14 protein-coding genes and 1 tRNA gene are annotated in these 14,192 nt (G+C 30.3%); 5 read left to right on the forward strand and 10 right to left on the reverse strand.

Annotated elements, in window-relative coordinates:
- Nucleotides 1-8: 8 nt before the first annotated feature.
- A complete protein-coding gene (locus tag ACWJKP_RS01550) occupies nucleotides 9-1,058 on the forward strand; it encodes a TolB-like translocation protein (RefSeq protein ID WP_411955900.1) in 1,050 nt (349 codons plus the stop codon).
- A 146-nt stretch (nucleotides 1,059-1,204) separates the two neighbouring features.
- Here ACWJKP_RS01550 and ACWJKP_RS01555 read toward each other — a convergent pair whose 3' ends face one another.
- A complete protein-coding gene (locus ACWJKP_RS01555) occupies nucleotides 1,205-2,380 on the reverse strand; it encodes a class I SAM-dependent rRNA methyltransferase (protein WP_165412356.1) in 1,176 nt (391 codons plus the stop codon).
- Between the two features lie 374 nt (nucleotides 2,381-2,754).
- On the opposite strand from ACWJKP_RS01555, the gene ACWJKP_RS01560 reads away from it, so the two are divergent.
- Entirely contained in the window at nucleotides 2,755-4,311 is a 1,557-nt protein-coding gene (locus tag ACWJKP_RS01560; RefSeq protein WP_165412355.1) for an ABC-F family ATP-binding cassette domain-containing protein, read from the forward strand.
- Between the two features lie 47 nt (nucleotides 4,312-4,358).
- On the opposite strand, the gene ACWJKP_RS01565 is transcribed toward ACWJKP_RS01560, so the two are convergent.
- The 6 genes from ACWJKP_RS01565 to ACWJKP_RS01590 form a co-directional block, all read right to left on the reverse strand.
- On the reverse strand, nucleotides 4,359-5,222 hold the full coding sequence (locus tag ACWJKP_RS01565; RefSeq protein ID WP_165412354.1) for a hypothetical protein: 864 nt from the start codon (nucleotides 5,220-5,222) through the stop codon (nucleotides 4,359-4,361).
- Nucleotides 5,223-5,371: 149 nt separating this feature from the next.
- Complete coding sequence (locus ACWJKP_RS01570; protein WP_165412353.1) at nucleotides 5,372-5,809, reverse strand: hypothetical protein; 438 nt, start codon at nucleotides 5,807-5,809, stop codon at nucleotides 5,372-5,374.
- A 167-nt stretch (nucleotides 5,810-5,976) separates the two neighbouring features.
- Nucleotides 5,977-6,630, reverse strand: coding sequence for an HAD family hydrolase (locus ACWJKP_RS01575; RefSeq protein WP_165412352.1), 654 nt, complete (start codon nucleotides 6,628-6,630; stop codon nucleotides 5,977-5,979).
- Between the two features lie 60 nt (nucleotides 6,631-6,690).
- Nucleotides 6,691-7,215 (reverse strand): phosphatase PAP2 family protein, encoded by a 525-nt coding sequence (locus ACWJKP_RS01580; RefSeq protein ID WP_165412351.1) that lies wholly within the window; start codon nucleotides 7,213-7,215, stop codon nucleotides 6,691-6,693.
- A gap of 86 nt (nucleotides 7,216-7,301) precedes the next feature.
- Nucleotides 7,302-8,648, reverse strand: coding sequence for a [Fe-Fe] hydrogenase large subunit C-terminal domain-containing protein (locus tag ACWJKP_RS01585; RefSeq protein WP_165412350.1), 1,347 nt, complete (start codon nucleotides 8,646-8,648; stop codon nucleotides 7,302-7,304).
- 169 nt (nucleotides 8,649-8,817) lie between these two features.
- Nucleotides 8,818-8,893: transfer RNA gene (locus tag ACWJKP_RS01590), tRNA-Pro, on the reverse strand.
- 339 nt (nucleotides 8,894-9,232) lie between these two features.
- Between ACWJKP_RS01590 and ACWJKP_RS01595 the strand changes: the two genes are divergently transcribed.
- Nucleotides 9,233-9,853 carry a LysE/ArgO family amino acid transporter gene (locus ACWJKP_RS01595; RefSeq protein WP_165412349.1) on the forward strand — a complete coding sequence of 207 codons (621 nt, stop codon included), beginning with the start codon at nucleotides 9,233-9,235 and terminating at the stop codon, nucleotides 9,851-9,853.
- Between the two features lie 72 nt (nucleotides 9,854-9,925).
- Here ACWJKP_RS01595 and ACWJKP_RS01600 read toward each other — a convergent pair whose 3' ends face one another.
- Nucleotides 9,926-10,249: a hypothetical protein gene (locus ACWJKP_RS01600; protein ID WP_165412348.1), complete on the reverse strand. Its 324-nt coding sequence runs from the start codon at nucleotides 10,247-10,249 to the stop codon at nucleotides 9,926-9,928.
- Nucleotides 10,250-10,579: 330 nt separating this feature from the next.
- Between ACWJKP_RS01600 and ACWJKP_RS01605 the strand changes: the two genes are divergently transcribed.
- Nucleotides 10,580-10,924, forward strand: coding sequence for a hypothetical protein (locus ACWJKP_RS01605; RefSeq protein WP_165412347.1), 345 nt, complete (start codon nucleotides 10,580-10,582; stop codon nucleotides 10,922-10,924).
- 19 nt (nucleotides 10,925-10,943) lie between these two features.
- Nucleotides 10,944-11,375, forward strand: coding sequence for a hypothetical protein (locus ACWJKP_RS01610; protein WP_165412346.1), 432 nt, complete (start codon nucleotides 10,944-10,946; stop codon nucleotides 11,373-11,375).
- A 62-nt stretch (nucleotides 11,376-11,437) separates the two neighbouring features.
- Here the strand turns inward: ACWJKP_RS01610 and ACWJKP_RS01615 are convergent, their stop codons facing one another.
- Both ACWJKP_RS01615 and murC read right to left on the reverse strand, forming a co-directional pair.
- On the reverse strand, nucleotides 11,438-12,343 hold the full coding sequence (locus ACWJKP_RS01615) for a PhzF family phenazine biosynthesis protein (protein ID WP_165412345.1): 906 nt from the start codon (nucleotides 12,341-12,343) through the stop codon (nucleotides 11,438-11,440).
- Between the two features lie 183 nt (nucleotides 12,344-12,526).
- A complete protein-coding gene (gene murC, locus ACWJKP_RS01620) occupies nucleotides 12,527-13,906 on the reverse strand; it encodes a UDP-N-acetylmuramate--L-alanine ligase (protein WP_165412344.1) in 1,380 nt (459 codons plus the stop codon).
- Nucleotides 13,907-14,192: the final 286 nt, after the last annotated feature.

Consider the following 14,192-nt stretch of genomic DNA (forward strand, 5'->3'; position numbering starts at 1 on the left):
ATTGGTTGGTGAAAAATAGTTATAAAATTGTGATTTTTAGTTTATTGGTAGTTATGTTAGTTGGATATATTCTAATCAATAAAATTACTGCTAAAAAAAATGAGCCATGTGAATCATCACAAGATAAACTAATTATATCTACTTTTTCCATGAATAATAAAGGTAGTATATTATCGTTGGATGTTAAAAGTAAAATTGAGAAATATCTTATAACTGATAGACAGGTATGTATTACTGGTGATTTATATAAGGATAGTTCTAAAATAGTCTATGTAGATACTTTAAATGATTATGATCCTTGGCAAATTTATTTGCATAATTTAAAGGATAATAAAAATTTCCAAGTTACAGATAATAAGTCTGGAAAAGCTCATCCCAGAGTTTCGGATGATAATTCAATATTTTTTTTAAATGCTCCTCATGGAATAGTTAAGGTTGCTAAAATAAAAATTGAAACAAAATCATATGACATAATTGACAATACTGATTCAGATAGAGAAGTAGATACTTTTAGCATTAAACATAATAATTTGCTTATATCAACCTGTTCGAATAGCTTAAGATTAAATAGTTGGAAAAAAAATGAAGGACAACTAAAACCATTGATTCATACTATTTTTAAAGTAAATTCAAATGGAAATAAATTAAGCAAAATTGCTACGATAAAAGCTTCACTAGTAGATTCGCTTTCATATAATTCTAATTATAAAAAGGTTCTTATCGGTGGTTCTGATATAAATGAAAATCATGGGGTTGGTATATATGAGTTGTCTTTAGATACAGGGCATTTAACTACTATATTAACAGATAGCACTTTAGCGAATGATAACAATTCAATTGTAAGTAAAATTGCATATCCTGCTTTAGTAGAAATGTCCAAAGATGACAGCCTTGTATATTTTACTGGAGTGCCTAAAAATAGCAAAGAAGTAATGATAAGTGAAATACTCTGCTATCCAACGGCTATATTTAGTTATAATATAAATTCCAAAGAGTTAAAAAACATATTTAATCCTAAAGTTTCAAGTTTTATTTTTGATATGAATATTAAATATTAGTATGGATTTCTCCATAGTGACCTTGCACCAGGGTGCTTTGCAATAAGAAGAGCAGAAAAGATTAGAATTTCTTAATGAAATTTCATGTTTCAAGCTCATATTGCAAGCCACACAGGAGAAAGTTCATAGGGCGAACTCTTATTTTTTTAAACTACTTGGAATATGTAGAATTTCAAGTAGTAGGATTCATCAGAATTCCATAGTATTGGATGGTCTGATGCTTGAGTTCTAAACTCAACTTGTCTAAGTGTTCTTTTAGCATCTAATGCTGCATCGGCTATTGTATCTCTAAATATATCAGGGTACATAAAATGAGAGCAAGAGCAAGTTACAAAATACCCGCCCGGTTTAACCAATTTAATACCACGTAGGTTAATTTCCTTATATCCGCGTGTTGCGCCGTCTATAGTAGAACGTGACTTTGAAAAGGCTGGGGGATCAAGTATTACTACGTCATATTGTCTTTTTTCTCTTGACCATTCTCTTAATACATCAAAGGCATTATGGCATTCAAATTTAACAGTATCGGAAAGCCCGTTAAGCTCTGCATTTTTTCTGCAACAATCTACTGCATATTCAGAAATATCTACTCCAAGTACACTTTTAGCCCCGGCTATACCTGCATTAAGCGCAAAGGAACCTGTGTGGGTAAAACAATCCAAAACATCAGCATCTTTGCATAATCTGTGGATAGCTGCTCTGTTTTCCTTTTGATCTAGGAAAAATCCGGTTTTTTGACCATTTGCAATATCTACATAATACTTAACTCCATTTTCAATAATTTCTATATCGGTATCGAAGGGTTCGGTTAAGAATCCTGTTGTTTTCTCCATCCCTTCAAGCTCGCGAACTCTAGCGTCACTTCTTTCATAGACACCCTTTGCACTGTATTCCTGCATTAGTAAATTAACAACTATATCTTTATATTTGTCGATTCCTAGTGCTAAAGATTGAATAACATAATAGTCTTCATACTTATCTATAATCATTCCAGGTACAAAATCTGCTTCTCCAAACAAGAATCTACAGCTAGAAGTATCTATAACGGTTTGTCTATATTTCCATGCAGCGGCAAGTTTTTTTCTGAAAAACTCTTCATCTATTTCTTCGTGAATATCTCTTGTCATTATTCTTATGGCAATTTTAGAAACGTCATTTATGAAACCTTTCCCTATAAACTCCTGTCTAAAATTGTACACCTCAATTATATCTCCATTTTCATATTCACCATCAAAGTTTTCGATTTCATTTGCATATATCCAAAGGTGTCCATTTTCTGAATTTCTGCCTTTACCTTTATATAAGTAAAATTTGCAAGCCATTTTAAATTCCTCCTGTGTTATTTAAGGAGACATAACAATTTATAATTATTATGTCTCTTATATTTTTTATAGTTAAAACAATCTTTAATAAAATATTAAGCTATTTATCTATAGTAGTATACCACACTGAATTAATTTGTAATATAAGATCCATAAAATTGTTTTGACATAAAGACAATTATAAATTACACTAGTATATGTGTCATTTTTCAATGCACACTCGAATTAAGCATATTTAGATAAAATTGGACGTATTTTCTTTGCATGGGAATCTATATACAACATCTAATTATTAAGAGCAAATAGATATATAACTAGAAATAGTTTTAAAATTATAAATATATAAAATCATACTATAGTAAGGAGAAATACAAATGAGTAGATTGGTAGTAAAAAATATGAGCCATGGATTTGGTGATAGAGTAATATTTGAAGATGTATCTTTTAGATTACTTAAAGGGGAGCACATAGCACTTATAGGTGCTAATGGAGAGGGTAAATCAACATTTATGAATATTATTACAGGTTCGCTTATGCCAGATGAGGGCGATGTTGAATGGTCAAGTAGCGTAAGAGTGGGATACATGGATCAGCATACGGTTTTGGAAAAGGGAAGAACTATTAGAGAAGTTTTAAGGGATGCTTTTAAATATCTTTTTGACTTAGAAGATGAAATGCTTAGTGTAACAGAAAAAATGGGCGAGGCATCACCTGAGGAACTAGAAAAATTACTAGATAGAATGGGAACAATACAAGATCAGCTCGATAATAATGGATTTTATGGTATTGATTCTAAAATAGATGAGGTAGCTGTTGGAATTGGACTTAAAGATGTTGGCCTTGAAAATGATGTTGCAGATTTAAGCGGAGGACAAAGGACGAAAATTCTTCTTGCAAAACTTTTATTAGAGGCTCCAGATGTTCTACTACTTGATGAGCCTACTAACTTTTTGGATGAGCAGCATGTAGAGTGGCTTAAGAGATATCTTCAAAATTATGAAAATGCATTTATCTTAATATCCCATGATATTGAATTTCTAGACGGCGTAATTAATATAATATATCATGTGGAAAATAAAAAACTAACTAGATATATAGGTTCATATAACGAATTTTTGAGAGTTCATGATGCTAAAAAGAAGCAAATGGAAGCTGATTATGAAAGACAACAAAAAGAAATTACCAAACTAGAGATTTTTGTTGCTAAAAATAAATCAAGGGCTTCTACAAGTGGTATGGCAAAATCAAGACAAAAGAAATTAGATAAAATTGATAAAATGGAAATTACAAAAGATAAACCAAAGCCACAATTTGATTTTAAATCTGCAAGAGCTTCAGGGAAGATATTATTTAAAACTGTGGATTTAGTTACTGGATATGATAGTCCATTATCCAAACCATTAAATTTATATATGGAAAGAGGACAAAAAATTGCTTTAGTTGGGGCTAATGGTGTTGGAAAAACAACATTGTTAAAGAGTCTTATGGGTGATATCAAGGCTGTTTCAGGGCATACAAACGTAGGAGATTATCAATATATAGGATACTATGAACAAGAAATAAAGGGAGTCAATCGAAATAATTGTATTGAAGAATTTTGGCAAGAATTCCCTAGTTTCACTCAGGGTCAGGTAAGATCTGCGCTTGCTAAGTGTGGACTTACTACAAAGCATATTGAAAGTAGAATTACTGTGCTTAGTGGTGGAGAGCAAGCAAAGGTAAGACTTGCGAAGCTTCTAAACAGGGAAACTAATATATTGATTTTAGACGAACCTACGAATCACTTAGATGTAGATGCTAAAGAAGAGCTCAAGAGGGCCCTAAAAGAATATACAGGAAGTATACTTATAGTTTGTCATGAACCAGAATTCTATCAAGATGTAGTAACTGATGTATGGAACTGTGAAGAATGGACAACTAAAATCGTATAGTTTACATTAAAAAGAGCTAGAATAATTTCTAGCTCTTTTTATATATATCACTTTTTTAAAACTTCTAATCCTAGGTCTAGAATATTTGCAAATAATGATAATGTATTAGTATTTGGAATAACATTATTTTTAACATCTAATAATTTTCCAAGCCCATAACCCGTGCATATGCTAACAGTAGGGAAATCAATTTCACCGAGGTTACAAATAATATCAGTTTCGTTTAATTTTATTTTAGTTGTTTCATCAATAGGTTCTAGTAAGATATAAAGTCTTGTATCACAGTTATATCTTAGAACTTTTAAAGTATCACTTAGTAGGATTTCTTTAGGTTTAGTGTTAATATCATACTTTGAAGTAGCTGAAGCAATGTTATTTATAACAAAATAATAAATATTTCTTTTGTAGTTTACTTTATCTTTAAATTCTTGTAATCTTTCTAAATTTAACTTTATATCTACTGAGATTTCATCATCTTGTAAATTGTTAAAACTTTCTTTTATGTAAGTTAATTCTTCTTTTCCATCAAGTTCTCTAGCTAGGATATCCATACAGTTATCATAAATATCTTGAAATGAACTAAATGGTAAGGAATATTTTATATTATCTAAGACAAGGTAGACCTTGAATTTAGCAGATTTATTACTACTTTTAGATGAATAATTAACTTCAACTAATAAGAGTTCATGGAGTAGCTCTGTATCAAGTGTTATTTTCTGAATTCCTTTACTAAATTGTAGAATGTAATTCTCATTAGTAGATAAGCTTTGTGTATGTTGATTTATTATATAAGTACTTTTAAAACCAGCTTCAGTAATTTCACCAACTCTCAATGAACTTTTTATTGAAAGTTTTTTTAAATTTATATATGGTCTATTTGTACATAGGTTGCTTTTAGATATTATTCTCATATTAAACCCCTTTAGTTCTAACAAGATTGTTAGTTTGATTTATAAATTATAACATAATTAGCATTCTGAAAATGAAAAAACTAATTACTGATGGAAATAAAGATTAATTTTAAAAGGCATATATTTTATCGATATATGCCTTTTGTTTTTTAAGTAGGAATCTCCTCTTGGTGACTAACAGTGTCGTCCAGGGTAATTATGTTATCTTTTTTTATCCATCCTTTATTGTTAATGGTGGTCTGAGAGTTTATAGAAACTTCATACCATGAAATATCAAAAATATCAGCGGAATCTTGAATCTCTACGGTCGTACTTTTAACTATATTAGATAGAACAGGTGAAATTTCAATAGGACTTAAATACAAACTACAACTCTCTTTTATAGTTCCGCTTTTAAAAAGAGGTAGTTTGTATTTTATTACAATAGGACCCTCAGCACAACGTGAAGTTTCAATTTTTGATTTGAATTCTCTATTTTGCCTAGAGATAATCTTTAGCTGGGTTTTTTGAGTCGATAACTTTAGGTCCATAATATAATAATAAACACCAAAGCATATCAAAAGAATAGAAAAAAGAAAAATGAGCAATAGTATCTCTCCTTGTAAATTACTACTTTTAGATAATGATATATTAATATGATAGAGTTTAATCGGCAAGTTTGTGCATATGTTAAATAGTTATATTTATTCTTAGTATATTCTATTCGATAGAAAACAAAAACATTCACAAAAAAACTCATGTATACACATGAGTCTTAAATCGCTGTAGTTAACTCGTTATATCCTATTATATACATATCTGCATGATTATCAATATCGTCCCTTTGTTCTTTGGAGAAATCATCATAGACACCGACTACTCTCATTCCGGCGGATTTTGCACCTTTAACTGCAGGAAGTATATCTTCAAATACAATGCATTCCTCTGGGATTACGCCTAATTTTTCAGCGGCAAGTAAATATACATCTGGAAAGTCTTTCCCGCGAGATACTTCATCAGTTAGAGTTATGCAGTCAAAATAATGGTATATATTATTAGCATGTAGTGCAGCTTCTAACAAAAATTTACTATTACTTGTAGCGAGTCCAATTTTTATATTCAGGGTTTTAAGTAAAGATAAAAACTCAACTACACCGGGCTTTAGTTTTACATTATTAAGATACTCCTCATGGGCATAATCGTTCCATTCATTTTTAATTTCGTCTATAGTATCTAATATACCGAAATTATTTTTAAAATATGCCGCAGTCTCATTGAAGCTAAGGTGCTCTATTTGGGTTTTTAGATTTTTAGGTAAATCTATATTTCTGCTTCTAAAATAATTTTTATCTATTCTATCCCAAACCCACATAGAGTCTATTAGGGTTCCGTCTAAATCGAAAATTGCAGCTTTAATATTTTTTAGCATTTAATCACCTCTTATATAAGTATAACAGGTCGAAATGTAATTAAATACTAGGATTTAAAATTAAAAGAATCTGTAAGTAAGAAAAGAACAAGTACTTCCGATAAAAATACCCATAATAACATCGGTAGGATAATGAACGCCTATGTAAATTCTAGAAATTCCTACACAACAAGCTATGGGTATAGTTATAAACCCAAATATAGGGAAATATAAAGCTATTATTATAGCTAATGAAAATGCACCAGTAGTATGACCTGACGGAAAGGAGTATTTATCTATGCCTATTTTTTTTATGTTCAAGTTTGGAACTGTTATAAAAGGTCTTAATCTAGTAACGCTTACTTTGAGAATCTTACCAATGCCAGTGCTGATTGTTATAGAAATCATAGCTTTAATAGCTATGGTGTGAACAATAGTACTATTAAATAGAAAAGCAAGGGTACAGAATATAAACATAAAAGAAAAAGAACCTAAGTAAGTCATAATTGGCATTATAATATCTAAAAACCTACACTTCCAAGAATTATTTATAATTCTAAGCAGGCTAATATCTTTATCGCTTATATATTCAAGTAATCCTTTCATAAAACCCCCCTTTGAATGCAAAAAAATATATTAATTACTGAGTATTATACCATATTTTAATTTGCATTTATATTGCAAAATATTATCTAAAATTCTCTGTTGAATATTTTGGTTTTGTTTTTATCTTTAAAATCATCAACAGTATTAATTCCAATTCTACTTAGAATTTCGTTCATACAATCACTATCTAAGGAAGTTTTAATTTTTGAACTTTCTGCAAACTTATCCACTCTACGTTTTCCGCAGCTTGCGTCAATCAAAGCTTTAGGCCCTCCAACACAACCACCAACACAACCCATACCTTCTATAAAATTTGCATTAACCTCTACATTTTGAGCTGTAGTAAGTAGTTTTTTACATTCTTTTACACCGTTTCCTTGGATAGCATTTAATAAATGATATTTTTCAGGAAATAATTTTTCTATAACGTCTCCAATTGCTATAGATACTCCTCCTGTCCTAGCGTAAAGCCTGCCGCCTCTGGAAGCATACTCACTGGATACAGCTTGTGGAAGTTTTTCTGGGTCGATGTTTAATATATCAAAAATAGCCTTAAGTTCTGAGAATGTAAGAACAAAATCAATATCACCTAAAAGGTCTTTTTCCTTAGCTTCACCCTTTTTTGCAATGCAGGGACCTATAAAGACTACTTTGCAGTTAGGGTTTAATTTCTTCAAAATTCTACCAGAGGCAATCATAGGAGATACAGAGGGAGATACATACTTCACTAAATCGTGGTAAATCTTTTTTACCATCCCTACCCACATAGGACAACAGCAAGAGGTGATCATTAAATCTTCTTTTGTTTTAATGTGCTCATCAAATTCTACGGATTCTTTCAATGTAAGCATATCTGCAAAAAAAGCAACTTCAACCATATCTGTAAACCCCATTTTTTTAAAAGCGGTTCTAAGATTATTTATATTAACATTTTCTCCAAATTGACCAGTAATGGCAGGGGCTACAGCTGCTATTACTTTCGAATCTCCTCTTAATAAATTTAAAAGAGGAATAAACTCTACCTTGTCCATTAAGGCACCATTCGGACATGCTTCTACGCAAAAACCACAGTCTGTGCATTTATCATTGTCAATATAAGTAGTATTACTTTTATTATCTATTAATATGGCATCAAAAGGGCAGGAAGCTTGACATTTTGTCTTTCCAGGCTTATCTGTACAATCCATAGTGCAGCCTTTGATTTTATTTACAATTTTATAATTTGATTCATAAGAAAGGATAGCTTTATTTAAATCATCTATGTAATTATGAGAAAAGTCTACTTCAACTCCGCAAAGTGAGGAAATTACGGAGCCTAACTCAGTTTTATTAATATTATCCTTAGACAGTAATTCCTGTACTTTGTTTTCAAAATTATCTTCATAATAGGATTTAGCTAGGGATTTAAAAATTTCATTATACATTTTATTCAAAATAATCACTCCTAAGTTGTTATTAGATATGTAATGACTTTAGCATATTATCTACAAAAAATAATAAAATAGTAGGCTATTATCTATTTTGTCAAAAATGACGAGTTTTATACACACTAACGAATAAAAATTTATAATAAAAAAAGAGTTGTCATTAGACAACTCTTTTTGGTCGGGGTGACAGGGATTGAACCTGCGACCTCATGGTCCCAAACCACGCGCGCTCCCAGCTGCGCTACACCCCGAAGACAACTTAATTATACAAAACAAATGCATAAATGTCAACAAAATTGGTAAATGTTTTTGAAAATATAAAACATGAAATATGTAAGTTATAAATTCTACTTGCTGACAACACTAGTTATTATATAAAACAAATGCATAAATGTCAACAGTTTGTTTTTGTTTTATATAACTGGATCTTGCCACAATTTTCTGAAAACATTATTGCATTTAAAATTTTTATAGATTACAATTAAGTTCAAATTGTAATCTATAAAAATTAATAATCTCACATAAATAGAGGTGCAGATAAAGAGGTAATTTTTGAGTGATAAGGATATATATGAGTTAGGGGGAACGGAATGTATAAATATATAATACAAGGCTTACTCTTAGGTTTTGCATACGTAGCGCCCATTGGTACACAAAACATATTTGTAATAAATACGGCTATACGAAAAAGTAGACTAAGGGCATATCAAGTTGCGTTTATTACTATATTTTTTGATATATCACTTGCGCTCTCATGCTTTTTAGGTGTAGGGGCGCTTATGGAAAGGTTTAAACTTTTAAAGATACTTATTCTTTTACTAGGGAGTGTAGCAGTAATCTACATTGGAGTAGGTCTCGTGAGACAAGTACCAGAAGTTGAATCGGGAGAAACTGTGGATGTGAATAAATCATTTATAAAAATAGTATGGACATGTTTTGCAGTAACCTGGCTAAATCCCCAGGCTCTAGTTGATGGTTCCTTATTATTGGGTGGGATGAGAGCTTCACTTCCAGTAAACATGTCAAGCTACTTTATTATAGGGGTATGCTTAGCGTCCTTCATTTGGTTTACCTCATTAGCAACTATTATTTCGCTATTTAAAGGGAAGTTTAACATTAAAGTTATTAAAATAATAAACTTAGTATGTGGTATAGTCATAATATTATATGGATTTAAATTAGCATATTCTTTTGTTAAATTAATTATTTAGGGAATGTGTAAAAGAAGAGAGCGGCTTTTAGGATGATATAAAAACAATATTATCCTAAAAGCTGCTTTATATTTATTTATTTTTGCCATTCTTTTCTTTATCACCGGCGCCTCTAGTAGGTACAGTAGACATAACAAAACCTACAAGGATTGATAATAAGGCAGGAGCTAGTATGTTAATATATACTATATATCGTGTTTTGTATAAAACTAGAGCTATGAGAGATGTTACTAGTGCGGTAGATACAAAAATAATAATTATGAATTTTGCGAAAGAACTCATGAATTTCTCATACAATCGGTGACGAGTTGGCCCACTTATAATACTTCTAAATAGAAAATATGAAGCAAAGATTATTACGACATCTACTATAGCTGAAACTAGAAAATTTTTCATTATATATACCTCCAAAACATTTTTTCATATCTAGTGTTACCAAAGACTAATGTTTATACGCAATATAATTATAAATATTGAAATTTAAATATGAGTGTTTACATTAGTAGATTATTTTGGTAGTACAAAATTTAGTTGCTTTAAAATGTAAAAAAATGAAAAATAAATTAGGGGATATTATGTTGAAAATTACAGAAATAGTTTTTTGAAATATATAGATGGTTTTAGGATTATTAGATAAAGGTAATATTGTGACCGGTAGAGAATATATAATTGATAAAGATACTTATGAAATAGCCTAATACTAATATCTTTTATTGGAGGTGCCATATGATTTATGAAAAAAGCAATTTGAAAATAATAGGCGATTTCGCAGTAAAGGAAATACAAAAGGATGAATATAACGTTGATTTAATAATCAAAGTGGAGTATCGGTGCGTAAATTTATATTTTGAAAATCTGCCTAAGTACATAAAGTCTAGAATACAATTTCCATCCGTTAAAAGTATATTTATTAGATTTTGTAATATAGAAGATAATAATATATGTACAGTGCATTTTTTAAGTGATAGTGGAATCCATTCCACTATGGCAAATTTTGAAATAGATTATAGTGAAATATATATGGAAGTAACAGATAAAGAATTTTTCGTGGAGCTGAAAATACACAAATAGTATCTTAGGAGGGAAGCAATTGAAAGAAATTAAATTTAGTAGAGTAACAAAAAAAATGGCTATGAAGCAAGGTGCATTCAGCATTTTAATGAGCTTTGCATTATTAATAGGAGTCATAGGATCATTTGTTCGTGGAAGAACCGGAATTGCGGGAATATTTTTAATGGTGACATTTGTATCTATAGGATTTTCAATATCTTTTATTATAAAACTTAGAAAACTAGAAAATTTAAATTATTTAAAATTTGAAAAGGATAGATTTGAACTTAATAGTAACTTTGCGTCAAAGGGTAAGATTATTATGTTTAATGATATAAGTAAGGTTGCAATAACAAAAAAATATATCGCAATAAAAGTAGGTAAAAAGCCATATAATATCCTTCTTCAACATATTGAACCTGAAAGCGTTAAGGCAGTAGAACAACTTTTCATGAGATATAATAGAAAGTAAAAAAGCTCATATCCTTATTTTAGTATAAGGATATGAGCTTTAATTTTTTTAATTTATGTAGCTTAAATAAGCCCTTCCATAACAATGACCGATTTACCCCCAACCTTTACTGTTAAGTTTTCTTTGCTTCCTTCTAATCTTACGATTATTTTACTAGGTCTATTCATATAGTAGCCTTGTTCACAGATTATAGTTATATTATCTTCAAATTTAAGCACATCATTTTTTACTAGATAGGCACCAAGTGCCCCATTAGAAGTTCCTGTGGCAGATTCTTCATTTATGCCAGCAGCGGGACCAAAGTTTCTACAAGATAGAGTGGAGGAGTCTTCTTCAGTTTCAAGCGTAAAGGCATGTACCCCAATAATATTTAGATTATTGCTATATTCAGTTAATCTAGTATAGTTTGGATTTAGGGATTTTAATGCAGACAAACTTTTGACCGGAAGCATAATGTCTGTAAGGCCGGTAGATACAGCTTGAGGAATGAGGCTATACCCGGATATTCCTATATCACGTGCATTGATACCCATGATTTGTGCAAGTTCATATGTATTTGCAACATCAAAAACAAATTTTGGTTTAGCTTGAGTCATCATTACACTATCGATTTTATTATCTTTAAAATAAAGTTCAACTGGTAAAATACCGGCCTTTGTTTTTTGTTTTACAATTTTAACATTATCAGTTCCAGTAATAATACCTTTTGAAGCTAAAGAAAAAAAAGAACCAATTGTAGCATGACCACATAAGTCTACTTCTTGGGTAGGTGTAAAAAATCTTACCTCATAATCTGCTTCCTCATCTTTCATAGGAAAAACAAAGGCAGTTTCCGATAAATTCATTTCTCGGGCGATATTCAACATATCGTTATAATTTAATCCAATAGCGTTAGGTACTACACCGGCTGGATTACCACCGAAGGGCAGATCTGAGAAGGCATCTACTTGGTAAATAATTTTTTTCATAAAGAACACATTCCTTTCTAAGGTTAATTTTAAATATATTTTCAGGATTACATTCCTAATATAGTGGTTGTAGACAAACACATAAATAAAAAATAAGTCTACATCTGAAAGACGTAGACTTAAGCCTTAAGTATTATGGATTATTTTATAATTTCATAAAAATACTTTGATAAATATAAACAATTATTTTAGGTACATTTCTCCTATTTTAACGATGTCTCCTGCACCCATTGTAAGAAGAATATCTCCTTCTTTTAAATTATTGTTAAGATGATCAACAATTTCATCAAAGCTATGAAGATTTATGCAATTTACACTTTTCTCTCTTATTCTATCTCCAAGCATATTTGAACTTATTACTCCAGTATCTTTTTCCCTGGCAGCATAAATATCTGCTAGTATTAAATTATCCATATCATAAAAAGAATCTGAAAAATCTTCAAATAAGCTTAATGTTCTTGAATAAGTATGGGGTTGGAAAACACAATAAATTTTATTATGAGGATAATTTTTTGTAGCACTTAACGTTGCTTTAATTTCTGTAGGATGGTGGGCATAATCGTCAATAACAGTTACGCCATTTTTAATCCCCTTTAACTCAAATCTCCTATGTGTACCCTTGAAACTAGAAAGGCCGCGCGTAATTGAGTTTTCAGAAAAATTAAGGATTAGTGCGGTGCCTATACTTGCAAGAGCATTTAGAACATTATGCCGCCCGGGTACATTAAGATTTATTTGAAATAATCTGTGACCCTCTTTGTATACATCAAAGGTGGCACAACCTAATTCATTATAACTAATATCTTTTGCCTTAAGAATTCCGTTATTTATTCCGTAAGTAAGTATGCTGCAGTTGTAATTATGATTATGGAGGATAGTTTTAACATTTTCATCTTCCACATTCGCAACTAAATAGCCTTCTTTTGGTATAATATTAATGAATTTTATGAAGGTATCTTTAATGTGATTTATGTCTTTATAGTAATCTAGGTGATCCGCATCTATGTTTAATATTGTTCCTATATAGGGAAAAAACTTTAAGAATGATGCTTTATACTCACAGGCTTCTGTAATAAAATAGTCGCTATTTCCAGCTAAAACATTACCTCCGATAGCATCTAATTCTCCACCCACGAGTATTGTAGGGTCTACATCCTCTTTTAAAATGATGTGGGCAAGCATTGAAGTGGTAGTAGTCTTACCATGTGTACCCGCTACTGCAACATTATATTTGTGACCTTTCATAATTTGACCTAAAAATTCAGCCCTATCTATTAAAGGAATGTTTAACTCTTTAGCCTTAATGTATTCTGGATTTTCAGGAGAAATAGCAGCAGTGTAAACTACTAAGTCTGCAGTATTTATGTTATCACCATTATGGCCTATATAAATTTGAACACCTTTTTCTTTAAGTTTGTTTGTGATATGTGATGAATTCATATCAGACCCAGAGACTGTATAGTTATTTTTTATGAGTATTTCAGCAAGACCACTCATACTTATACCACCGATTCCTATGAAATGAACTTTTTTGTTTTTATCTCTTATAAAATCAAAAGACATTATATCAACTCCTTAAAAATGATTATGACTATTTAGTATATGCAAATTGCATTAGTATTGATTATAACAAATAAATGTATATTATGTACGTCTTAATTATATACAAAAATACAAAAAAACTAAACACATTATAGAATAATATTTTTTGAAAATGCCTTGCATCAAATTATAAAGCTTAAAAGATGTCAACAAGTTTTCGCACGTAAAGTAACTAAATCTCTTGAAATTAGTTATTAGGCATTGTAATAAAGATAAAAAAGATTTACAATTAAAATACGAATGATAG

This window comes from Clostridium sp. CM037 (assembly GCF_055081095.1).

Excerpts from the sequence above, each read along its gene's own strand:
- ACWJKP_RS01555 (WP_165412356.1), bottom strand. The coding sequence starts at position 2,380 with ATGGCTTGCAAATTTTACTTATATAAAGGTAAAGGCAGAAATTCAGAA.
- ACWJKP_RS01560 (WP_165412355.1), top strand. The coding sequence starts at position 2,755 with ATGAGTAGATTGGTAGTAAAAAATATGAGCCATGGATTTGGTGATAGA.
- ACWJKP_RS01565 (WP_165412354.1), bottom strand. The coding sequence starts at position 5,222 with ATGAGAATAATATCTAAAAGCAACCTATGTACAAATAGACCATATATA.
- ACWJKP_RS01575 (WP_165412352.1), bottom strand. The coding sequence starts at position 6,630 with ATGCTAAAAAATATTAAAGCTGCAATTTTCGATTTAGACGGAACCCTA.
- ACWJKP_RS01580 (WP_165412351.1), bottom strand. The coding sequence starts at position 7,215 with ATGAAAGGATTACTTGAATATATAAGCGATAAAGATATTAGCCTGCTT.
- ACWJKP_RS01595 (WP_165412349.1), top strand. The coding sequence starts at position 9,233 with ATGTATAAATATATAATACAAGGCTTACTCTTAGGTTTTGCATACGTA.
- ACWJKP_RS01600 (WP_165412348.1), bottom strand. The coding sequence starts at position 10,249 with ATGAAAAATTTTCTAGTTTCAGCTATAGTAGATGTCGTAATAATCTTT.
- ACWJKP_RS01605 (WP_165412347.1), top strand. The coding sequence starts at position 10,580 with ATGATTTATGAAAAAAGCAATTTGAAAATAATAGGCGATTTCGCAGTA.
- ACWJKP_RS01615 (WP_165412345.1), bottom strand. The coding sequence starts at position 12,343 with ATGAAAAAAATTATTTACCAAGTAGATGCCTTCTCAGATCTGCCCTTC.
- murC (WP_165412344.1), bottom strand. The coding sequence starts at position 13,906 with ATGTCTTTTGATTTTATAAGAGATAAAAACAAAAAAGTTCATTTCATA.